Annotated in this window: 15 protein-coding genes and 10 pseudogenes; 19 read left to right on the top strand and 6 right to left on the bottom strand. The window is 38.9% G+C overall.

Annotated elements, in window-relative coordinates; translation table 11 throughout:
* Positions 1-3 precede the first annotated feature (3 nt).
* A pseudogene (locus tag AACL31_RS03465) lies at positions 4-1,300 on the bottom strand (DEAD/DEAH box helicase).
* 248 nt (positions 1,301-1,548) lie between these two features.
* Here AACL31_RS03465 and hlyD point away from each other — a divergent pair.
* Both hlyD and AACL31_RS03455 read left to right on the top strand, forming a co-directional pair.
* Positions 1,549-2,544: a secretion protein HlyD gene (gene hlyD, locus AACL31_RS03460; protein ID WP_310512470.1), complete on the top strand. Its 996-nt coding sequence runs from the start codon at positions 1,549-1,551 to the stop codon at positions 2,542-2,544.
* 10 nt (positions 2,545-2,554) lie between these two features.
* A pseudogene (locus AACL31_RS03455) lies at positions 2,555-3,472 on the top strand (ABC transporter ATP-binding protein); the annotation flags it as partial.
* Between the two features lie 22 nt (positions 3,473-3,494).
* Here AACL31_RS03455 and AACL31_RS03450 read toward each other — a convergent pair.
* On the bottom strand, positions 3,495-4,463 hold the full coding sequence (locus tag AACL31_RS03450) for an IS110 family transposase (protein WP_339053074.1): 969 nt from the start codon (positions 4,461-4,463) through the stop codon (positions 3,495-3,497).
* A 176-nt stretch (positions 4,464-4,639) separates the two neighbouring features.
* Between AACL31_RS03450 and AACL31_RS03445 the strand changes: the two are divergent.
* The 8 genes and pseudogenes from AACL31_RS03445 to lipA form a co-directional block, all read left to right on the top strand.
* Positions 4,640-5,459: pseudogene (locus AACL31_RS03445) on the top strand (ABC transporter ATP-binding protein); the annotation flags it as partial.
* Positions 5,456-6,613: an ABC transporter permease gene (locus AACL31_RS03440; RefSeq protein ID WP_310512720.1), complete on the top strand. Its 1,158-nt coding sequence runs from the start codon at positions 5,456-5,458 to the stop codon at positions 6,611-6,613. The pseudogene AACL31_RS03445 and the gene AACL31_RS03440, both read left to right, overlap by 4 nt.
* Before the next feature lie 9 nt (positions 6,614-6,622).
* Positions 6,623-6,913 (top strand): annotated as a pseudogene (locus AACL31_RS03435) (ABC transporter permease); the annotation flags it as partial.
* A complete protein-coding gene (gene rlpA, locus AACL31_RS03430; protein WP_310512723.1) occupies positions 6,890-7,843 on the top strand; it encodes an endolytic peptidoglycan transglycosylase RlpA in 954 nt (317 codons plus the stop codon). The pseudogene AACL31_RS03435 and the gene rlpA, both read left to right, overlap by 24 nt.
* 148 nt (positions 7,844-7,991) lie before the next feature.
* A complete protein-coding gene (dacA, locus tag AACL31_RS03425) occupies positions 7,992-9,203 on the top strand; it encodes a D-alanyl-D-alanine carboxypeptidase DacA (protein WP_310512722.1) in 1,212 nt (403 codons plus the stop codon).
* A 152-nt stretch (positions 9,204-9,355) separates the two neighbouring features.
* On the top strand, positions 9,356-9,619 hold the full coding sequence (gene ybeD, locus AACL31_RS03420; protein WP_032116219.1) for a DUF493 family protein YbeD: 264 nt from the start codon (positions 9,356-9,358) through the stop codon (positions 9,617-9,619).
* A 154-nt stretch (positions 9,620-9,773) separates the two neighbouring features.
* A complete protein-coding gene (gene lipB, locus AACL31_RS03415) occupies positions 9,774-10,403 on the top strand; it encodes a lipoyl(octanoyl) transferase LipB (RefSeq protein WP_310512719.1) in 630 nt (209 codons plus the stop codon).
* 128 nt (positions 10,404-10,531) lie between these two features.
* Positions 10,532-11,506, top strand: coding sequence for a lipoyl synthase (lipA, locus tag AACL31_RS03410; RefSeq protein ID WP_310512718.1), 975 nt, complete (start codon positions 10,532-10,534; stop codon positions 11,504-11,506).
* 29 nt (positions 11,507-11,535) lie between these two features.
* On the opposite strand, the gene cspE is transcribed toward lipA, so the two are convergent.
* Both cspE and AACL31_RS03400 read right to left on the bottom strand, forming a co-directional pair.
* Positions 11,536-11,745, bottom strand: a complete 210-nt coding sequence (gene cspE, locus AACL31_RS03405) for a transcription antiterminator/RNA stability regulator CspE (RefSeq protein WP_032116217.1) — start codon at positions 11,743-11,745, stop codon at positions 11,536-11,538.
* Positions 11,746-11,940: 195 nt separating this feature from the next.
* A pseudogene (locus tag AACL31_RS03400) lies at positions 11,941-12,424 on the bottom strand (methylated-DNA--[protein]-cysteine S-methyltransferase).
* 285 nt (positions 12,425-12,709) lie between these two features.
* On the opposite strand from AACL31_RS03400, the gene nrdH reads away from it, so the two are divergent.
* The 8 genes and pseudogenes from nrdH to mprA all read left to right on the top strand — a co-directional run.
* Complete coding sequence (gene nrdH / locus AACL31_RS03395) at positions 12,710-12,937, top strand: glutaredoxin-like protein NrdH (RefSeq protein ID WP_310512717.1); 228 nt, start codon at positions 12,710-12,712, stop codon at positions 12,935-12,937.
* Positions 12,938-12,946: 9 nt separating this feature from the next.
* Positions 12,947-13,360 carry a class Ib ribonucleoside-diphosphate reductase assembly flavoprotein NrdI gene (gene nrdI / locus AACL31_RS03390; RefSeq protein ID WP_310512721.1) on the top strand — a complete coding sequence of 138 codons (414 nt, stop codon included), beginning with the start codon at positions 12,947-12,949 and terminating at the stop codon, positions 13,358-13,360.
* A 19-nt stretch (positions 13,361-13,379) separates the two neighbouring features.
* Positions 13,380-15,508 (top strand): annotated as a pseudogene (nrdE, locus tag AACL31_RS03385) (class 1b ribonucleoside-diphosphate reductase subunit alpha).
* Positions 15,509-15,524: 16 nt separating this feature from the next.
* Entirely contained in the window at positions 15,525-16,490 is a 966-nt protein-coding gene (gene nrdF, locus AACL31_RS03380) for a class 1b ribonucleoside-diphosphate reductase subunit beta (RefSeq protein WP_310512716.1), read from the top strand.
* 547 nt (positions 16,491-17,037) lie between these two features.
* A pseudogene (proV, locus tag AACL31_RS03375) lies at positions 17,038-18,236 on the top strand (glycine betaine/L-proline ABC transporter ATP-binding protein ProV).
* Positions 18,229-19,273: pseudogene (gene proW / locus AACL31_RS03370) on the top strand (glycine betaine/L-proline ABC transporter permease ProW). The pseudogenes proV and proW overlap by 8 nt, the downstream one beginning before the upstream one ends.
* A gap of 74 nt (positions 19,274-19,347) precedes the next feature.
* Positions 19,348-20,337 (top strand): glycine betaine/L-proline ABC transporter substrate-binding protein ProX, encoded by a 990-nt coding sequence (gene proX, locus AACL31_RS03365; RefSeq protein WP_310512715.1) that lies wholly within the window; start codon positions 19,348-19,350, stop codon positions 20,335-20,337.
* A gap of 518 nt (positions 20,338-20,855) precedes the next feature.
* A pseudogene (gene mprA / locus AACL31_RS03360) lies at positions 20,856-21,221 on the top strand (transcriptional repressor MprA); the annotation flags it as partial.
* Here mprA and AACL31_RS03355 read toward each other — a convergent pair.
* Positions 21,216-21,752: pseudogene (locus tag AACL31_RS03355) on the bottom strand (RNA methyltransferase substrate-binding domain-containing protein); the annotation flags it as partial. The pseudogenes mprA and AACL31_RS03355 sit on opposite strands and share 6 nt — an antisense overlap.
* 351 nt (positions 21,753-22,103) lie before the next feature.
* Here AACL31_RS03355 and AACL31_RS03350 point away from each other — a divergent pair.
* The gene (locus tag AACL31_RS03350) at positions 22,104-22,478 is read left to right on the top strand and encodes a CesT family type III secretion system chaperone (RefSeq protein ID WP_310512714.1); all 375 of its coding nucleotides are present in this window, start codon (positions 22,104-22,106) and stop codon (positions 22,476-22,478) included.
* A gap of 159 nt (positions 22,479-22,637) precedes the next feature.
* On the opposite strand, the gene AACL31_RS03345 is transcribed toward AACL31_RS03350, so the two are convergent.
* Positions 22,638-23,606: an IS110 family transposase gene (locus tag AACL31_RS03345; protein ID WP_339053748.1), complete on the bottom strand. Its 969-nt coding sequence runs from the start codon at positions 23,604-23,606 to the stop codon at positions 22,638-22,640.
* Positions 23,607-23,649: the final 43 nt, after the last annotated feature.

Here is a 23,649-nt window from a genome sequence, read left to right as displayed (position 1 = left end):
CCGCTACCTGGATTTTTTTGGTGCTAAAGCTTTAGTATTAACGTTGCTGGTTGTCGGTTGTTTTAGTGGTTTACTCTTAGCATGAGAAGCTTTTGCTACCGATTTACGTCTGCGTTGTTTGCTTGCTGGGCTCTTTTTTGGCGTTGGTTCTGGCTTAATAGTCGGATCAGGTCCATAGCCTGCGAGTGCCATACGCGGGATACTCTGTTTTAACAATCGCTCAATCGCTGTTAATAAACTTTGCTCATCAATAGCAACTAGCGAAACTGCCAAACCGGTGGCTGCCGCCCGCCCAGTACGCCCAATGCGATGTACATAATCCTCTGCTACATTGGGTAATTCGTAATTCACCACATAGGGTAGCTGTTCAATGTCCAATCCCCTGGCAGCAATATCGGTTGCTACCAGAACTCTAATTGCGCCTGATTTAAAATCTGCCATCGCCCGCGTTCGCGCGCCTTGGCTTTTATTACCATGGATCGCCATCGCTTTAATGCCATCCTTAATCAAATGTTCAGTTAAGCGATTAGCGCCAAATTTAGTGCGGGTGAAAACCAATACCTGCTGCCAGTTTTCACTGCCAATCAGATAAGAAAGCAATTCAGCTTTACGTCGCTTATCAACAAAATGAATAAGCTGTTTGACCTGCTGTGAAGCGGAATTACGTGGTGCCACTTCCAATATGGTCGGATTATGCAGTAAGCTATTTGCCAACTGTTTAATTTGGTTAGAAAAAGTGGCTGAAAAAAGTAAATTTTGGCGTTTTGCCGGTAATTTATTTAATATCCGTCGAATATCATGAATAAATCCCATATCTAACATTCGATCAGCTTCATCTAATACTAAAATCTCAACCTTTGACAAACTAACGGCATTTTGCTGCACTAAATCAAGCAAACGACCTGGGGTTGCCACTAAAATGTCAACTCCTCCCCGTAATTTCATCATTAGTGGGTTGATACTAACACCACCAAAAACCACCAGCGATTTTAAGCGCAAAAATTGGCTATATTCACGCACATTTTCTCCAACCTGAGCGGCTAATTCACGAGTTGGTGCCAAAATTAACGTCCTAACCGGTTTTCTGCCTTTTACAACAACAGGCGTATGACTAAGATGCTGTAATATGGGTAAAACAAATCCGGCGGTTTTACCTGTTCCTGTTTGCGCTGGCCAACAGATCTTTTCCAGCTAATATGGCCGGGATCGCCTGCTGCTGAATTAAAGTCGGCTTTTCGTATCCGACCGCTTTAATCGCCGATAAGATCTCTTCAGATAAACCCAATGAGTTAAAACACATAAATATAAAATACTCCAAGTTTCAGTTGACTTAATTTCAGTCAACTGAATATAAAAACCATCACTATAAGCTATTAAAAATGGCGGTTAATGACAGTAAAATAACTGATTACTGGCAACCGCTATCACCAACTAATAAAAACGAAATAAAATAATTAACATAAATTCATCAAATAACCATTAACCTGATAAAATTAAATATGCATAACCTTATTTTATTCCATATTATTGAACTATTTTAAGGATGCTATGAAAAAAAATCTGCGCTTATTATCTATTGCTATCATCTGCCTACTTATCGTTATTATAGTGGCTGGATACTACTACTATCAAACCTATCAGAATAAAACGCTCATTCTGTATGGTAATGTTGATATTAGAACGGTCAACTTAAGTTTCAGAGTCAACGGTAAACTTCAGACACTGAATGTCGATGAAGGGGATAAAATTAGCGCCGGTCAGATCTTAGCTTCTCTTGATAATACTCCCTATCAAAATAGCCTGCAACGCGCGACAGGTATTCTTGCTAGCGCAAAAGCCAAATTAGATATGTTAGAAAGTGGTTATCGTAGCCAAGAAATTGCTCAGGTTGAAGCCGAAGTGGCGCAACGGCAAGCAGCCTGGAAGTATGCTAATAGTTTTTACCAACGCCAACAAGGGCTTTGGACACAACGGGTGATTTCCGCCAATGACTTGGAAAATGCGAAAAATAATCGAAACCAAGCGCTTGCAGCGCTAAATGCAGCAAAAGATAAATTAAATCAATTTCAGACCGGCTATCGTACTGAAGAAATAGCCGCCGCGCGAGGTGAATGGGAACAGGCAGTCGCTGCATTAGCGCAAGCAAAGCTGGATCTGGCAGATACGATACTAACCACACCCTCGCCGGGTACTATCCTAACCCGTGCCATTGAGCCAGGGACTATTCTTACTGCCGGCAGCACTGTTTTTACCGTTTCGTTGATCCGACCTGTCTGGGTTAGAGCTTATGTCAGTGAACCTCATCTCGGCGAAGCAATACCTGGGCGAGAAGTATTACTTTATACCGACAGTCGTCCAGATCAACCCTATCATGGCACTATCGGTTTTGTCTCACCAACCGCAAAGTTTACGCCTAAAAGTGTACAAACCACCGACTTACGTACCGATTTAGTTTATCGTATTCGGGTCATTGTTAATGATGCTGACGATATGTTGCGCCAGGGTATGCCGGTGACGCTTCATTTTGCAGAAAAAAAACACTAAGGCTTAATGAATGGTCAATACTGTTCATAAGATTACATTGACTGAGGTCGAAAAACGCTTTTCTGGTTTAGCTTCACCTGCGGTGGCAAAACTCACCACTGAGATCACCGGAGGTTCAGTGACCGGCTTAGTTGGACCTGATGGTGCAGGAAAAACAACGCTAATGCGTATGCTGGCTGGTTTATTAAAACCCGATAGCGGTAATATCACTATTATGGGCTTAGATCCGATTAGTCAAGGTGTTGACGTCCGTCGCCATCTTGGTTACATGCCACAAAAATTTGGTCTTTATGAAGATCTCACCGTACAAGAAAATCTGGATCTATATGCCAGTTTATGTGGCGTGATAGGTGAAAGTCGCCAACAAATCTATCAGCAATTACTAAATTTTACCGACCTTAGCCGTTTTACCCAACGACTGGCAGGTAAACTGTCCGGGAGCATGAAACAGAAGCTTGGCCTGGCCTGTACATTAATCAGTCGGCCAAAAATCCTGTTGCTAGATGAACCTGGCGTGGGTGTTGATCCTATTGCTCGTCAAGAGCTTTGGCGAATGGTTCATGAACTAGCAAGCGATGGTATGCTGATCCTTTGGAGTACATCCTACTTAGATGAAGCTGAACAATGCCGAGATATTTTACTGTTAAATCAAGGGCAACTACTTTATCGGGGGATACCGCAGGCATTAACTAATAAAATGGCTGGACGCTCATTTTTACTGCAAGTTCCAGCATCAAAACGCCGCGCATACTTACAAGATGCACTATTATTACCACAAACTACCGATTGTGTTATTCAAGGGCACTGTATTCGCCTGATCTTAAAACAAAACAGCCAGCAAACCGATTTCCTTGCCAGTCTGAATTTAGCGGATAGTAAACTTATTACCGCTAAACCCCGTTTCGAAGATGCTTTTATTGATTTATTAGCAACTGTCTTGAACGTTAAAATTATGGAGAAACGTGATGGTACGACTCATTCCATTCTTCGTTCTTTCTGAGCATCGCGTTCAGGATAGTCAGCAGCTTGCGCATACAGGCGACCAGCGCCACTTTTTTGGCTTTTCCCGCTGCAAGCAGACGCATGTAAAAGGCTTTTATCACCGGATTAAAGCGAGTTGCTACAAGCGCGGCCATATAAAGTGCTGTTCGGACTCCGTCCCTTCCGCCAAATATGGTTCGCCGACCACGCATGGTACCCGAGTCCCGGTTTATGGGGGCAACGCCTACAAGCGCGCTAATAGCTCGCCTCGAGAGGCTGCCCAGTTCGGGAAGCTCCGCCAACAACGCAGCAACTGTCATGGTACCAACCCCTTTAATGCTGCTCAGCCTAGCGGCCAGATCCTTAAAGTGGTTCCTTATGTGGTTGTTCATATCTTCATCGATTCTGGCAAGTTCATCTTCCAGCGCCTTGATGATGATGTTGATGCTTTTTCTATTCTGTGGATGTGCGGTATACAGCCTATTACGTTCTGCCACCAACATTGTAATCAACTGGCGTCTGCGTACGACCATCGCAGCAAGAACCTGACGTTCTGCATTTGGCAGAGTCCGGATAAAGCGCTCTCGCTCCGGATGTCGATTAATAACCTCTGCCATTTGTGCAAGCACTTTGGCATCAATACGGTCAGTTTTTGCCAGATAGCCCATAGCGCGGGCAAAGTCTCGGGATTGTCTGGGATTGATCACAGTGACGTCAAAGCCTTCAGCCTGGAGCGAGCAGGCCACAGTAGCTTCAAGCCCGCCAGTTGCCTCCATCAGAACCAACACCACCGAATGCTTTCTCAATTCGGCGATAATGGCATCAAAACCGTCAGAGTCATTACTGACCGTAAACTGTGCAATATCACAGCTGGCTGCTATGTCCAGCGTTGCTTTAGAAACATCAATACCCACACAAAGTGGATTTGGCTGACTCATGATTACCCATCCTTGCAAATGCGTTATGGAGTACGGACAACTGTTCGGGTTTCAGATGAGTGGCTCAGTGTATGCGCCGGTCGCTAATTAACGGGCTTAAAACCCTAGGAGGAATCGGGCTGCATGCACCTTGCCAAATCTAATCGTAACTATTTTAAACCGTTTTCAAGATACAAGGTGGTAGCCCATCGCAACGTTCTGAGCTTGCGGAAATTATGCCGCAAATTCTAGCTGATCCGACTGAAACCGTCATTGAGGCACAAAATCTTAGCAAACTATTCGGTGACTTTGCCGCTACGGATAATGTTAACTTTACGGTTAAACGCGGTGAAATTTTTGGCTTGCTAGGTCCTAATGGCGCCGGCAAATCAACAACATTTAAAATGATGTGCGGATTAATGGTACCAAGCGCAGGCAGGGCATTAGTCTTGGGGGATGGATCTAAAAATAAGCTCGAATAAAGCCCGCCAACATCTTGGCTATATGGCGCAAAAATTTTCACTGTACGGTAATTTAACAGTTGCTCAGAACTTAAAATTTTTCTCTGGTATTTATGGCCTTAGTGGCAGTCAGCAACAGCAAAAAATCAGTAACATGATCAAGGCCTTTAATTTAAATCCAATACTGCAACAAACCACCGATGAATTGCCATTAGGCTTCAAACAGCGACTAGCCTTAGCCTGCTCGTTGATGCATGAACCGGACATACTTTTCTTGGATGAACCCACTTCAGGTGTGGATCCCCTGACGCGAAGAGAATTTTGGTTACATATTAACGGCATGGTAAATAAAGGCGTTACCGTAATGGTTACCACTCACTTTATGGACGAAGCGGAATATTGCGATCGAATTGGCTTAGTTTACCACGGTAAAATTATTGCTGCTGGCACACCCGATGAATTAAAAAGCCAAATCGCCACGGCAGAAAATCCGGATCCGTCGATGGAACAGGCTTTTATTAGTTTGATAGTTAACTATGACCGAGGGAAACAATGAGCCAAACAGAAAAACAATCAGCCCACGAAGCGCAGTTTTCCTGGCGTCGTTTACAGGCCCTGTGTATTAAAGAAAGTAAACAGATTTTACGTGACCCCAGTAGTGCGCTGATTGCCGTCGTTATTCCATTAATGCTGCTATTTATTTTTGGCTACGGCATTAATCTGGATTCAAGTAAATTACGGCTTGGCATTTTGGTCAATCAACAAAATAATCAAGTGCGAGAATTTGTCGCTGCCTTTACCGGGTCCCCTTTTATTGATGCGACAATTAGCGATAATCGAAAATTGCTAATAGATAAAATGCAAGCAGGCGAAATCCGCGGTATGGTAGTGATCCCGGTCGATTTTGCCAGCCAGCTTAATCGTCCCTCAGGGCATGCATCGATCCAGGTTATTACCGATGGTAGTGAGCCAAATACCGCCTATTTTGTACAGGCTTATACTAAAGGCATTTGGCAAACCTGGCAGCAGCAGCAAGGAGAAAACGCCGGTTATGCTACTCAACCATTAATTGTTACTGAATTACGCTTCTGGTTTAATCCGGCAGCCATTAGCCAACATTTTATTATTCCAGGTGCAATCAGTATCATTATTACCGTAGTCGGTGCCATTCTGACTTCATTGGTGGTTGCCCGCGAGTGGGAACGTGGCACAATGGAAGCCCTACTTGCCACCCAAATAACCCGCACAGAATTGCTGCTTTCCAAACTATTACCTTATCAATTGTTAGGCACCTTTGTCATGCTACTTTGCATGTTAGTCACGGTCTTTATTTTGCATATTCCTTATCGTGGTTCACTTTGGTTGTTATTTATTATTACCAGTCTCTACCTGGCTATTGCCCTTGGTATGGGATTACTAATATCTACCTTAACCCGTAACCAATTTAACGCCGCTATCGTTGCATTAAATGCCGCTTTTTTACCTGCCATCATGTTGTCAGGGTTTATTTTTAAAATTGATAGTATGCCGATAGTTATTCAATGGGTAACCTATTTGATCCCGGCTCGTTACTTTGTTAGTAGTTTACAAACTCTATTTCTGGCCGGTGACATTTATGTTGTCCTGTTGACCAATTTTCTTTTATTAGCCACCACCGCCATCATCTTTATTGGGCTCACTGCATTAAAAACGCGTCGCAGACTTGATTAGGGAGAGAATATGCTACATCGTCTCTATACACTGATTATCAAAGAATTACAGTCACTACTACAAGAGCCTCAAACCCGCGCAATATTGATCCTACCGGTTATTTTCCAAATGATCTTATTTCCACTGGCCGCTACTTTAGATGTCACTAACACTACAATAGCTATCTTTAATGCGGATAAAGGCCAAGATTCGATTGAATTAACATAACGATTGGCAAAATCGACGACTTTCTCTAAAGTCTTACTACTCAATAATAATCAACAAGTTGCTGAAACAATCAATAATCGTAAAGCACTTTTAGCAGGCTGTGTTTCTCAAACTAAACAAAATACCAATATGCCTATGGCGCCGGTACAAGATATATCAGGAGCAGAGCCGCGTTACGAACCTTATCACTCTGGCGCTAATAATGACTATCAACTTAATGGCCAAACTTATCAAATAATAAAAGATCCTGCCCATTTCAGTGAAACAGGCTTTGCTAGCATTTTGGGCTCTGAAGTTATCGGTAAAACAACTACGACGGGTGAAAAAGCCAGCCCTTATGAGTTCACAGCTTCACACCCTACTTTACCTATTCCAAGTTATGCCCGTATTACTAATTTAATCAATGGCAGAATGATGATAGTCCGCATTAATGATCGAGGCCCCTATATAGCCGGTAAAAATATAGCGCTATCACAGGCAGCTGCCGATCGGTTAAATTTAATGCTAACAACACGTATTAAAATTGATCCGATTTTGGTTTCCCCTACCGGCACCTTAACTGGACCTGGCACGATTGGTGTTAATATTACCAAGCAGAGTTATGCCTTGCCTAAACCACCAAAATTAGAGGCCCACTCCTCAAGCAGCAATCAATCAACAGCAGAAAATCACACTCACCAACCCGCTTTATCTCAATCAATACAATCAACAAAAATTCCTAGTACGGTATCAACCAATATGGTGAGTCAAAATAATCCTGCTAATCCGTCGTCAATGAAATCAGCAAGCGTGGCTACTGAACGTTATTTCGTACAAATAGGTGCGTTAAGTGATCAGGCTAAAGCAGCAGCATGGCAACAGTCTGTTTCAAAAAAGCTAAACACACCTGGGCGTATTCAACCATTTAATAATATCTACCGTGTGCAGCTTGGCCCTTTTCAAAATGCTAAAATAGCGGAACAAATACAAAACAAAATATTAATAGAATTAAATCAATCGAGCATTATCATAAATACCGAATAATCTATTGATTAATCAATAAAATCTCATTAGAGTAAAATAAAAAACAACTAACCAGGCATCTCTATTTCAGAAATAGTATATGACTTTTTAAGCTGATATTACGATGCCCACTCTATTAACATATTGCCAGCAGATCCCGTATATTATTATGAAATATGCAATTTTCTCCCGTTCTATCGGTAGCCTAATACTTAATATTAGCCTTATATTTTCCAGCACTCTATTTGCTAATAGCAATAATGCTATGCAAATCAACGTGATCCCTTCTGCACCAAATATTGACGCTGAAGCATATGTTCTTATTGATTATTATTCAGGCAAAGTGTTAGCGGAAAAAAATGCCGATCAACGTCGTGACCCTGCCAGTCTGACTAAAATGATGACGAGTTATATCATTGGTCAAACAATTAAAGCAGGTAAAATTAGCATGAACGATATCGTCACTATCGACGAGAATGCCTGGGCCACAGGTAACCCCGTGTTTAAAGGCTCCTCGCTGATGTTCTTAAAACCCGGTGATCGTGTCTCTGTATCTCAATTGATACGTGGTATTAATTTACAATCTGGTAATGATGCTTGTGTGGCAATGGCTGAGTATGTGGCGGGTGACGAAGCGAGTTTTGTCAAATTAATGAACAACAATGTTCAACGCCTTGGTTTAAAAAACACCCACTTTCTTACTGTCCATGGCTTAGATGCTGATGGACAATATAGTTCCGCACACGATATGGCGCTAATCGGCCAAGCGCTGATCCGCGATGTTCCGGAAGAATATGCCATTTACAAAGAAAAAGAGTTCACTTTTAATAAGATCCGCCAATTAAATAGAAATGGTTTGTTATGGGATAAAAGCCTGAATGTAGATGGCATTAAGACAGGACACACTGCCGCGGCAGGTTACAACCTGGTTGCCTCCGCTACCGAAGGGAATATGCGACTCATATCTGTTGTATTAGGTGGCCATAGCAGTAAAGGTCGGGACACCGAAAGCAAAAAATTACTCACTTGGGGCTTTCGCTTTTTTGAAACCGTCAAACCATTAGAAGGCGGGGTGGAGTTTGCCTCTCAACCGGTTTGGTTTGCTAATACTGATCAGGTAAAATTAGGTATTGAAAACGATCTCTATCTGACCATTCCCCGTGGTCGTATGAAAGATTTAAAAGCTAGCTATACATTAAACAATACTGAACTACAGGCACCATTAGCGAAAAACCAAGTTGTTGGCACCATTAACTTACAATTAGATAATAAGATCATTGAACAACGGCCGCTTGTTGTCTTGAAAGAGGTCGATGAAGGTGGATTTTTTAGTAACATATTAGATTATATTAAATTGTTTTTTCAGCGCTGGTTTGGCTAAAGATTGAAAAATAACATTGCAACCTCCATTATGGTAAATATGTTCAATTTATAACTTAATTTTTTATTTAAGAAATATGAATAAATATACTATCTAAATCATATAACATTTAATATGGCAATAAGCGTGGTGGTAGTATTTTAGGAGAAGCTATGAAAACCAAACTGCATGAGTTCCTAGAGTTTCCTTGCTCATTTACCTACAAAGTGATGGGGCTTGCTAAACCTGAGTTAACAGATCAAATCGTTGAAGTGGTTCAACGACATGTTCCGGGTGATTATGTACCATCGGTTAAACCAAGTAGTAAAGGTAACTTTCACTCAGTATCAATTACCATCACAGCAACCAACATTGAACAAATAGAAAAACTGTACGAAGAATTAGCTAAACTAGAATTAGTTCGTATGGTGTTGTAGACACAAGTTATTGATGCGCTTGAAATTATAAACCCGAAGATAGCAGATTTTCGGGTTTATAATTTCAAGCGTCACGCTAACTATACTAGCAAGAATAATTTATGCAGGTTATACTGCATAATTATTGCATATCCCTATCAGTGGGAGAAAAAGTTTGTTAAAAAAAACCATTATATTACGTCAATTTGGGCTGCATGCTTACCAACCCATTTCTGATGAGATGCATCAGTTTACTAAAAAACGCGCGGTTGATACACCAGATGAACTTTGGCTAGTGGAACATTACCCTGTTTTTACCCAAGGCCAAGCGGGTAAAAAAAAGCACCTACTCGCGCCTGGGAATATTCCAGTTATCCAATCTGATCGTGGTGGACAAATCACTTATCATGGCCCCGGTCAGCAAATAATGTATATTTTATTAGACTTAAAGCGTAATCAAATTGGTGTGAGAGAGCTGGTAACTACACTGGAAAATACGGTAATTAATACTTTATCCGAATTTGGTATTACCGCCTACGCACAGCGCGAAGCCCCCGGGGTTTATGTTGAACAAAAAAAAATATGCTCTCTCGGGTTACGTATCCATAAAGGTTGTTCGTTTCATGGCTTAGCATTAAATATTAATATGGATCTTGCGCCCTTCGAACGTATTAATCCATGTGGCTATGCCGGCATGCAAATGACGCAACTAAATGATTTAGTCCCTGGCAGCCAGGTTAAAGATGTCGAACCTTTATTAATAAAACATTTCTGCAACCTACTAGGATTTCAACTTGCAGAATAAGTTGTTATAATTTTTTTATAATTATTAAAAAAAAAATTGAAACATGACATAAATAATGATCACATGTGATAGCATAAAATATATCTATTATTGATCCGCAGCAGGAACCTAATGGAACTGGCATAATTATGAGTAGACCAATTCAAATGGAGCGTGGCGTTAAATATCATGACGCTGATAAAATGGCACTGATCCCTGTCAAAACAATAAGAACGGATCATACAGAAATTTTACCTAAACCTGAGTGGATGAAAATAAAACTTCCCGCTGATTCCAGCAGAATAAAAGAGATAAAAAACGCAATGCGTAAGAATGGCTTACACTCAGTCTGTGAAGAAGCCTCTTGTCCTAACCTCGCTGAATGCTTTAATCATGGTACCGCCACTTTTATGATTTTAGGGGCTATCTGTACTCGTCGCTGTCCATTCTGCGATGTTGCCCATGGACGTCCTAATGCTCCTGATCCTAATGAACCAGCAAAATTAGCAGAAACCATTAAAGATATGGGATTAAAATACGTTGTTATTACTTCAGTAGATCGTGATGATCTGCGCGATGGAGGAGCCCAACATTTTGCTGACAGCATTACCGCTATTCGAGAGAAAAATCCAAACATCAAAATAGAAACGCTAGTGCCTGATTTCCGCGGTCGTATGGATCGCGCCTTAGCAATTTTAGCCGCTGCGCCACCCGATGTTTTTAATCACAATCTTGAGAATGTTCCGCGTATCTATCGCCAAGTACGCCCTGGCGCTAATTACGAATGGTCATTACAACTACTAGCAAAATTCAAGCAAATGCATCCTGAAATACCGACAAAATCAGGATTAATGGTTGGACTAGGTGAAACTAATGAAGAAATAGTTGATGTTATGCGAGACTTACGCCGCCACGGCGTTACCATGCTAACCTTAGGCCAGTATCTCCAACCCAGTCGGCATCATTTATCAATAAAACGTTATGTCAGCCCTAAAGAATTTGAAGAAATGAAAAAAGAGGCAATAGCAATGGGCTTCACGCATGCAGCATGTGGCCCATTAGTACGCTCATCTTATCATGCAGATTTACAAGCGAAAGGCATAGAAACCCGTCTCAATAATTGAGACGGACTATTATAAATTCTTATAGTAAATCAAATAGCGACAACGTTTATAGCAGATGGCCCTTTCTCCCCCTCAGTAATATCAAACTCAACTTTCTGACCTTCCGCCAAAGTCTTAAAACCTTCGGTTGTAATAGAACTGAAGTGAACGAACACGTCTTTACTGCCATCTTCTGGAGTGATAAAACCAAAACCTTTTGCTTCGTTGAACCACTTAACGCTACCTTTAACTTTTGACATCAATATTACCTTTACATAAATAAAAACACACAGTTTGTGTCTTATATAGTACAGCAAAAATTATGCTTCATTGTCTACTACTAAGATCACGAAATTAATTAAAAACTTAAATTATCATTGTAATATAGGATAAAAACCTAAAAAAACAATCAAAAAAACCAATAATAGTGTTTATAAATGTTTATTATAACATTTTTAGCCAATTTTTTGACTATTTCCATTCTTTTCATAATCTAAAAGCCAACTTTTTATATCTAACCCACCGCTGTAACCTACTAAATTTACCATCATGACCAATAACACGATGACACGGAATAATAAGCGCAATAGGATTACGCGAATTTGCCATACCAACTGCTCTACAGAAATTAGCAGAACCTAGTGCAATTGCGAGTTCCCTATAACTCCAGCATTGGCCATAAGGAATTTCACCAAGTTGCTGCCAAACTCTTTTCTGAAAATGGGTACCGAAAGGATTCAAGATGACAGAAAAATTGTCTCTTTCACCATTAAAATATTGCTCTAATTCTTTTATACACTGTTCGGTATGAACATTTTTACGTTCTTTTTCATTTACTTGGTTAACAAAATCAACACCGATTATTCCATTATGATCAGCGGTAATGTGAATGAAAGGTCTTGGAAAACCTTTTGGGGTAGAAAAATAATGGTGGTACATAACAACTTCCTTAAAATAGTAAACTATTTTAACAATTCATTTTATCCCGCAAGCAAAATTACCGCTGTTGGCAAAAATATTTCTGCCTATTGGAATATTTGTTAAAAAAATATAATAAAAATACTAATTTTTTATTTCTTGTTGAAATAATAAGTTAGATAAAATTCCCACCACAAATTAGATAACACTATATATAGTATGGTTGAATAAAAATAAATCAAGATATAGTATTTATAATGGCTGATCAATTGTAAACTTAGTTATTACCAAATTAAGGAGCCAACAATGAATATTATCGTCTACAGTAAACCAGATTGTGTACAGTGCAATGCAACTTGTCTAGCACTAAAACGTAAAAATTTACCTTATGATGTCGTGAATTTAACCCAAGATCATGAAGCATTGCGTTTTATTACCAAATTGGGCTATCAGCAAGTACCCGTTGTTATAGCCGGTAAGCAACATTGGTCAGGCTTTCGCCCTGATATGATCAATCAATTAGCTAGTAATTAACATAATATGATGAAAATTCAGTCACTTATTTGCTATTCCAGTAAATCGGAAAATTGCCATCGCTTTGTGCAAAGATTGGGCTTCCCTTCTACACGCATTCCTATTGATACGAATGAGATACTACCAAATGCGACCCAACCTTACGTTTTACTGCTCCCTACCTATGGTGGCGGTGGTACAACCGGTGCTGTGCCCAAAGCTGTTATTTACTTTTTAAATCAACCCCAAAATCGAAAGTTTCTACGGGGCGTCATTGCATCAGGAAATAGTAATTTTGGTGAAACTTACGCTATAGCAGGCAACATTATTTCCGCTAAATGCCAAGTACCATTACTCTATCGTTTTGAATTACTCGGTACTGAACGGGATCTTCAACAAGTACGCCAAGGGTTACAACAATTTTGGCAACAACAAATGCAGTGAAGTAATACGGAGCTTCCTTATGACAGTACAGCCTCAAGAACAACTCGATTATCATGCACTCAATGCCATGCTAAACCTGTATGATAAAGATAACAAAATTCAACTCGATAAAGATAAGCAGGCGGCTCATCATTACTTTCGCCACCATGTCAATCAAAACACGGTTTTTTTTCATAATTTACAAGAAAAACTGGATTTTTTAGTAGCAGAAAATTATTACGACTCGGCAATAGTGGCACAATATGCATTTACTTTTATTAAAAAACTTTTCCAGCAAGCCTATAACCACAAGTTTCGTTTTCAAACATTTCTTGGTGCCTTTAAATATTATACTAGCTACACCTTAAAAACTTTTTATGGTAAGCGTTACTTAGAGCGTTATGAAGATAGAGTTTGCCTGGTTGCTTTGACGCTTGCCCAAGGAAATCAAGAGTTAGCTAGTCAACTGGTGGATGAAATTATTAGTGGCCGCTTCCAACCAGCAACGCCCACTTTTTTAAATTGCGGTAAAAAACAGCGTGGTGAACTGGTATCTTGTTTCTTACTACGGATAGAAGATAACATGGAATCGATAGGCCGTTCTGTCAATTCCGCCTTGCAACTGTCAAAACGTGGCGGTGGCGTAGCTTTCTTATTGACTAATTTACGTGAAGCTGGAGCACCGATAAAACTGATTGAGAACCAATCTTCTGGCGTAGTACCTGTAATGAAAATGCTAGAAGATGCCTTCTCTTATGCCAATCAACTTGGCGCAAGACAAGGGGCTGGAGCAGTCTATCTGCACGCCCATCACCCTGATATTTTAAGCTTTTTAGATACTAAACGTGAAAATGCCGATGAAAAAATCCGGATTAAAACCTTGTCACTGGGTGTAGTGATCCCGGATATTACCTTTCATCTAGCTAAAAATAATCAAGATATGTATCTTTTCTCACCTTACGATATTGAGCGCTGTTATGGTGTCCCTATGTCGGAAATTAACATTACTGAAAAATATTCAGAAATGGTAAATAATAAAAACATTCGCAAACAGAAAATCAACGCCCGTGAGTTTTTCCTCACCTTAGCAGAAATTCAATTTGAATCAGGCTATCCCTATATTTTATTTGAGGATAATGCCAATCGTCTAAATCCTATTTATGGTCGGATTAATATGAGTAATCTGTGCTCAGAAATCTTACAAGTCAATGATGCCAGTATCTACGACGAGAATTTAGAATATCGGCATGTAGGTAAAGATATTAGCTGTAATTTGGCTCAATGAATATTGCCAAAACGATGGATTCCCCTGACTTTGCTCATTCAATTGAGATTGCCATTAGAGCATTAACAGCTGTTTCAGATATGAGCCAGATCCAATCAGTGCCCTCGATTCAAGCAGGTAATAAAAAATCACACGCTATTGGTTTAGGACAAATGAATTTACATGGCTATCTGGCACGTGAGCATATTCATTATGGTTCAGACGAGGGAATTGATTTTACCAATATTTACTTTTATACCGTAACTTACTACGCATTACAGGCATCGAATAAGCTAGCTATTGAGCGCCAACAATATTTTAGCGGTTTTGAGCACTCTAAATATGCCTCTGGCGAATATTTTGATAAATATATTAATCAGCAGTGGCAACCTAAAACTGAAAAAGTAAAACAGCTATTTCAACGCTCAGCCATCCATATCCCAACTACTGAAGATTGGCAAAAACTCAAGCAATCTATTATAGAGCACGGGATCTATAATCAGAATTTACAAGCCATTCCACCCACAGGCTCTATCTCTTATATTAATCATTCAACTTCCAGCATTCATCCTATTGTTGCGCGTATTGAAATTCGTAAAGAAGGAAAAATTGGCCGCGTCTATTATCCAGCCCCTTACCTGACGAACGAAAATTTAGAGTATTATCAAGATGCTTATCAAATAGGTGCTGAAAAAATCATTGATACATATGCTGCTGCTACCCAACATGTCGATCAAGGGCTGTCATTGACCCTTTTCTTTACTGATGACGCAACCACGCGAGATATTAATCGTGCTCAGATATATGCTTGGAAAAAAGGGATTAAAACCCTTTATTACATACGGATCCGCCAATCAACATTAGAAGGAACAGAAGTCAAAGGCTGCGTTTCATGTGCACTATAATTTATAGGTTTATCAAATGGCGATAAAAAATTCGATAGTACGAGCAATCAACTGGAACCGTATTGAGGATGATAAGGATCTAGAAGTATGGAATAAATTAACCACCAATTTTTGGTTACCAGAAAAAATTCCACTTTCAAATGATATTCCAACTTGGAATACATTAACAAAACAGGAAAAAAAACTAACAATACGTGTTTTTACTGGCTTAACCCTACTGGATACTATTCAAAATAGCGTAGGAGCGCCTGCACTGATGACGGATGCCTTAACACCGCATGAAGAAGCCGTCATGTCAAATATCAGCTTTATGGAAGCAGTCCATGCTCGTTCATATAGCTCTATCTTTTCAACCCTTTGTCTGACTTCCGATGTTGATGATGCTTATCAATGGAGTGAAGAAAATAGCGCTTTACAAAAAAAAGCCCATTTAATATTGGAGCACTATTGTCACACTCATCCTCTTAAGAAAAAAATTGCCAGTGTCTTTCTCGAATCCTTTCTCTTCTATTCCGGATTTTACCTGCCAATGTACTGGTCAAGCCGAGGAAAACTAACCAACACGGCCGATCTTATTCGATTAATAATTCGCGACGAAGCGATTCATGGCTACTATATCGGCTATAAATTTCAAAAATCACTCATCAAATATAGTGATAAAGAAAAAAATGAAATAAAAGATTTCGCTTATGAATTATTATTAAACTTATACGATAATGAAATTAAATATAGCGAATCTTTATATGATGACGTTGGTTGGACAGAGGATGTCAAAAAATTTCTTCACTATAATGCCAATAAAGCATTAATGAATTTAGGCTATCAGTCTCTTTTCCCAGAAGATACGACTAATGTCAGCCCGGCAATCTTGTCAGCACTCTCACCAAATGCTAACGAAAACCACGATTTCTTTTCTGGTTCAGGTTCCTCTTACATCATTGGTAAAATGATCACCACAGAAGATGAGGATTGGAACTTTTAATTTATTAATATTCTATTAAATAATGATAAAAAAGCAGTTAAATAAATACGACATATAATATTATATATCTATATTTTATTTAGCCTGCTTTTTATTATCAATAACAGCTAGCAAATCAATTTTTTAGTTGATAACACAAAGCAAACCTATCTTTACGCTTTATATTAATCAATTACTCATATTATTCTTCTATAAAAAAACAAAAAATAATTAAATTTATAAATTAATTTAATTGGTAAATAAAAAATCATATTAAAAATTATTTGATAATAAAAAAATGTCATCCTCAAAGTAAAAGTCAGTGCATTTCCAGTAATAACAACCAGTTAAAAACAAAAATCTCATTTATTAAAAAATAATTTGGCAATAAAAATAACGTTTTATGCAATATTTGCTAAAAATTACACCCGCCTTTTTGATTAATTTTGTTAAACATAGGGTTGCCAGCATATTTCATTATGTTAGGTTATATAAAACATAAATTTAAATAAGGATACGAAAAATTAATACGCCAATTAATTAACTAACCATAGGATATTGTTATTGCATGTCATTTAAAATAGAAGTGAAAAATTTGTACAAAATATTCGGAGATCATCCTAACCAAGCTTTTAAACTTATCAATAAAGGCTTAACTAAAGAACAAATATTTAATAAAACCGGTTTAGCTATTGGTGTTAAAGACGCCAATCTGGCCATTGAAGAAGGCGAAATTTTCGTCATTATGGGTCTATCGGGCTCAGGAAAGTCTACCCTAGTGCGCCTCCTCAATCGCCTAATTGAACCGACCAAAGGCCAAGTCTTAATTGACGGCGAGATATTGCTAATATTTCGCAGGAAAAATTACGTAAAGTACGGCGTAAAAAAATTAGTATGGTATTTCAATCCTTCGCATTAATGCCCCATCTCAATGTATTAGATAATGTCGCATTTGGTATGGAATTAGCTGGTGTTGCCAAACCAGAACGAACTGAAAAAGCATTAGCCGCTTTGCGACAAGTTAATCTTGAACAATGGACACAATCTTTTCCAAACGAATTATCAGGTGGTATGCGCCAACGTATTGGCCTTGCACGAGCATTGGCTAATGATCCTGATATTTTGCTGATGGATGAGGCATTCTCTGCGCTAGATCCACTAATTAGAACAGAAATGCAAGATGAATTACTGTCATTACAAGGTGATAAACAACGCACGATTATTTTTATCTCTCATGATCTGGATGAAGCTATGCGGATAGGTGACCGGATCCCAATTATGCAAGATGGTGTTATTATTCAAGTTGGTACCCCTGATGAGATCTTAAATAATCCGGTTAATAATTATGTTAAAACGTTTTTTCGTGGCGTCGATATTAGCCAAGTCTTCTCTGCCAAAGATATTGCCCGCCGTCGACCCGACGCCCTGTTACATATTGCTCCTGGTTTTGGCCCACGTTCAGCACTAAAAATACTGAATGATGAAGATCGTGATTATGGTTATTTAATTGAAAGAGGTCAAAAATTTGTCGGTATCGTTTCAATCAACTCATTGGAACAAGCATTATTCGATAAAAAAAATATTGAACAGGCAATCTTAACCTCACCTTGTGCTATTGATGCCAACACTCCACTTAATGAACTTATTTCAACTATTGCTCAATCTCCCTGTGCAGTTCCTGTTATTGGTGATAATCAACATTATATTGGCGTTATTTCTAAAGGAATCTTACTGCAAACATTGGATAAGGAGACAATAAATGGATAACCAAACTCACATAAGTCAAGAAATAATTCATGATCCTTGGAACACTATAACAACAGAAACCTCTACAGATTGGTTAGACATCCCGGTAACCGATGTACCAATAAAACATTTTGATATCATGCATCCCTTTCAACAGCCACTCATACCGTTAGACTCATGGGTTTCACATGCTATCGATTGGATAGTTTTACACTTCCGCCCATTATTTCAAGGGATCCGTCTGCCGATTGATTTTATGTTAAGTCGTTTTGAACAAATCCTAACAACATTACCTGCTACTTTTATCATTGTTTGTTTCGCTCTATTAGCCTGGCAGTTATCAAATAAAAAAGTGACAGTAGCAACTTTCATCTCATTGGTCTTCATTGGAGCTATTGGCGCCTGGCCAGAAGCAATGATAACTTTATCTCTGGTATTGACTTCCTTATTTTTCTGTCTGTTAATAGGTTTACCATTGGGAATATGGTTAGCAAACCAGCAAGCCAAATAATTCGGCCTCTACTAGATGCAATGCAAACTACACCAGCATTTGTTTATTTGGTACCTATTGTTATGTTATTTGGTATTGGTAATGTCCCTGGTATTGTCGTCACAATTATTTTTGCTCTACCGCCAATTATTCGACTAACTATTTTGGGAATAAGGCAAGTACCCGATGATCTTATTGAAGCTGCAGAATCGTTTGGTGCCAGTCGAAATCAACTTTTGTTTAAAGTTCAGTTACCGCTTGCTGCGCCTACTATCATGGCGGGAGTTAATCAGACATTGATGTTATCACCTTCAATGGTTGTGATTGCATCTATGATTGCTGTTGGCGGGTTAGGGCAAATGGTACTAAGGGGAATTGGTCGATTAGATATGGGACTAGCAGCGGTAGGTGGTACTGGTATTGTTATATTGGCTATTATTCTGGATCGGCTAACCCAATCATTAGGTGAAAAAGCCTGCATTAAAAAAATACCGCTTGGTATCACTCGGGGCCTATTGGCTTAGTGACCTGTTTATTGCAAAAAACTAAAACTCGTTTCTGCAAATAAACATGATGTCATTTTTATCATATAAACAATTTTAGCCTATTCATTTTGTCGATACCCCCTAGAGAGGAAATCACATGCGTAAAACTATTTTGCTGGCTGCGGCTTTAACAACATTAATCAGTATTAAACTTTCCGCCACTGAACTACCAGGTAAAGGTATAAAAGTACAACCGATACAAAGCACAATTGCAGAAGAGACTTTCCAAACTTTGATTGTTAATAAAGCATTGGAAAAATTAGGCTATCAAATTTTACCCATCCAAGAGGTCGACTATACCGTTGCTTACGCATCAATTGCGGCCGGTGATGCGACGTTTATGGCTGTCAATTGGCAACCATTACACAATGCCCAATATGCAGCAGTTGGTGGAGATAACCGCCTATACCGTAAAGGCATTTATGTCAGTAATGCCGTTCAAGGTTATCTGATAGATAAAAAAACGGCGGATAAATACCACATCACCAACATAGCGCAATTTAAAGATGCTAATACTGCTAAATTATTTGATACCAATGGTAACGGCAAAGCCGATCTCACTGGTTGTAATCCAGATTGGGGCTGTGAAGCCGCCATTAATAACCATTTAAATGCTTATCAACTAAACACAACCGTTGAGCATAATCAGGGTAATTATGCAGCGATGATAGAGGATACCATCACTCGTTACAAAGAAGGTAAACCCATTTTCTATTATACCTGGGCACCTTATTGGGTCAACGCCGTGCTTAAACCAGGTAAAGACGTTGTTTGGTTGCAAGTTCCTTTTTCTTCACTACCAAATGATGATAAAAGTGATACCACGTTAGCAAATGGTAAAAATTATGGTTTTCCACCTAGTACAATGCATATCGTCGCCAATAAAATTTGGGCAGCAAAAAATCCTGCGGCGGCAAAACTATTTGCCATTATGGAAATTCCAATTACAGATATTAATGCCCAAAATCTTCGTATGCATGATGGGGAAGCTTCGCAAGCTGACATTGAACGTCATGCTCAAGGTTGGATAAAAGCTCATCAACAACTTTTTAATAACTGGATAAAGATTGCTTTAAAAACTAACTAGCAAAAATTCTGTCGTTACACATTTTATGTGATTTTCTATAAATAGGCTGAATGTTATCTTTTTAGCCTTTTTTATATTATATGGCAACTTAATGGCAATAAAGACATTCGCCTTTATTTAAATGAATAAGGAAATTAATTTTTGACTTATCATCTAACAATCAAGTAGATAGCCAGTTTAGATTAACCATTGTTTATTTTAATTTATCTATGTTTAATTTGACATTAATGTTATAACAAAACAATTAATTAATATTAAATGTATATAATTTATTGCAAATGATATTTATTTTTTATTAATTAGATAATGAAATTATTTTGCAAATAAAAAGTTATAGATTATTTAAAGCTATTTTTCTTATATTAACATTTAAAATATTTATGAATTAAATACCAATAACAAAATAAATTTCGCGATAATAAATAACTATAATTGATAATTTTAGCTTTTGATATACCATTTAGATTGATTATGACAGTTGCTATCTTACCAACTGAAACTAATAAGGTATATAAATAATGGAAAGCACACAAACACAAAAAGAAACTTCATTTTCTCCCATAGAGCAATTACTTAATGAACGCAAACAGCAACAACAAAAATCAACTATTCCGCTACCCTATCAGCAAATTTTGCTAACGCGTTTATGTATGCATGTGCAAGGGAAATTGTTAGAAAATAGAAATAATATGCTTAAAAAACAAGGAATTAATGAAACGTTATTTATGGCATTAATCATTCTCGACACCCAAACAACACATAGTATTCAACCGTCTGAACTTAGCGATGCTTTAGGCTCCTCGAGAACAAATGCAACGCGCATTGCAGATGAATTGGAAAATCGAAAATGGATTGAACGCAAAGAAAGTCACAATGTTAGTCGACTGGGCTAGATAGGCTTCAGCGTCAAATCCGATCCGTTTTTTAATTAAGAAACAAACACCACCATGATGCTCAGTACCAGAAGCTTTTACTAGCTCTTCTTCACTAACCACATGATAGGCTTTACGGTTTGCCGCCATCCACTTAAGGGCTTCGCGAAAATGCGGGGTAATGGACTGAACAAACCAGGCACGAACAATTGCTTCCGGGCGATGTTTAAACGTTGCTTGGCAGGCATATTCGCCGTAAATACGCGTCTCTTCTAAACGCTGACGACGAATTTGTTCGGGATCAACCTGGCTTTTACCACTGATACCACTATGGCTAGTAATAGGTTCTTTCCGTTGAGAAACCACTTTCCAGGGATCATCAGTTAAACGTTCATTATTACGATCACTACGGCGTGATGACAATTTTCTATTTTTAGCCGAAAGATGTTTATTCTTTCGTCGATCATTATTTGTGTTGTTTTCTCTATTACGAACATACCTCACTTTTACTTTACCGTTTTTACCGCTATATGAATCGTTCATGAGTGCCTCCAGCCACGTTATGCCAGGCAGATTACATGATGTTAGGATCTAACGCTACTGACTTTTTGTACTTTATCATTAGCACAAGATAGAAAGCTTATGCATTAACACAAGATGATTAAATTTAGATTGTTTAGAAGGATTTTTAGCCAATTCAAGCATAAAAGATATTTACCTGACATGTTGTTAACTATTTAATCATTTGATCACGCCTAAGTTACCTTATTTTTAGCTACCAATGTGTATTTTGACATAATTTGAAATATTTCAGGTCTACACCTGATCATGATTGATTTTTATTCATTGAATAATTAAACCATCTAATTTGTATTATTTGAAAGAGATAAATATATGAGAGACGAATTTGCGGCTCAATTAACATTACTGTATGAAAATATTGGACTGAAATTGCCGGTAAATTTTAACCAAATTGATTTTTCTATCAGAGTAGATGGGAAATTTTCCGTTAGATTGATTGAATACCCTGTGGGTAGATTAGTTATGTGCACAGTTTTACAAAATATCAGTCAAGAAAAAATTATTGATTTAATGAAATATAATTTAATAAGCCACCAGCTCTATCAACCAGTATTAGCAATCAGTGATGATAAACAGCTAGTTATTTGGCAAGGACTTAGCGATATTGTTTTTTCTGAAAAAAATTTAAACGGCAGGTTCGATGACTTTGTTCAATTTTCTGAATTAATGCTAAAGATAATAACATAATAAATTTGCCACAATAAACTTACTTGCTAGTAAAAATAGCAATCTATTGCCATTACTTAAGCATATTGAATAAGTTTTTAGCGAAAAGTTTAAATAGATATAACTAATTTTAAGATCTGCGATTAAATACTTAACTAGCAACTGTCTTGAACGTTAAAATTATGGAGAAACGTGATGGTACGACTCATTCCATTCTTCGTTCTTTCTGAGCATCGCGTTCAGGATAGTCAGCAGCTTGCGCATACAGGCGACCAGCGCCACTTTTTTGGCTTTTCCCGCTGCAAGCAGACGCATGTAAAAGGCTTTTATCACCGGATTAAAGCGAGTTGCTACATGCGCGGCCATATAAAGTGCTGTTCGGACTCCGTCCCTTCCGCCAAATATGGTTCGCCGACCACGCATGGTACCCGAGTCCCGGTTTATGGGGGCAACGCCTACAAGCGCGCTAATAGCTCGCCTCGAGAGGCTGCCCAGTTCGGGAAGCTCCGCCAACAACGCAGCAACTGTCATGGTACCAACCCCTTTAATGCTGCTCAGCCTAGCGGCCAGATCCTTAAAGTGGTTCCTTATGTGGTTGTTCATATCCTCATCGATTCTGGCAAGTTCATCTTCCAGCGCCTTGATGATGATGTTGATGCTTTTTCTATTCTGTGGATGTGCGGTATACAGCCTATTACGTTCTGCCACCAACATTGTAATCAACTGGCGTCTGCGTACGACCATCGCAGCAAGAACCTGACGTTCTGCATTTGGCAGAGTCCGGATAAAGCGCTCTCGCTCCGGATGTCGATTAATAACCTCTGCCATTTGTGCAAGCACTTTGGCATCAATACGGTCAGTTTTTGCCAGATAGCCCATAGCGCGGGCAAAGTCTCGGGATTGTCTGGGATTGATCACAGTGACGTCAAAGCCTTCAGCCTGGAGCGAGCAGGTCACAGTAGCTTCAAGCCCGCCAGTTGCCTCCATCAGAACCAACACCACCGAATGCTTTCTCAATTCGGCGATAATGGCATCAAAACCGTCAGAGTCATTACTGACCGTAAACTGTGCAATATCACAGCTGGCTGCTATGTCCAGCGTTGCTTTAGAAACATCAATACCCACACAAAGTGGATTTGGCTGACTCATGATTACCCATCCTTGCAAATGCGTTATGGAGTACGGACAACTG

It is taken from the genome of Arsenophonus endosymbiont of Crataerina pallida (assembly GCF_964020125.1).
Taxonomy (GTDB): Bacteria; Pseudomonadota; Gammaproteobacteria; order Enterobacterales; family Enterobacteriaceae; genus Arsenophonus; species Arsenophonus nilaparvatae.
Note: the sequence above shows the minus strand (reverse complement) of the source record. Positions and strands in the feature narration are given on the sequence as shown.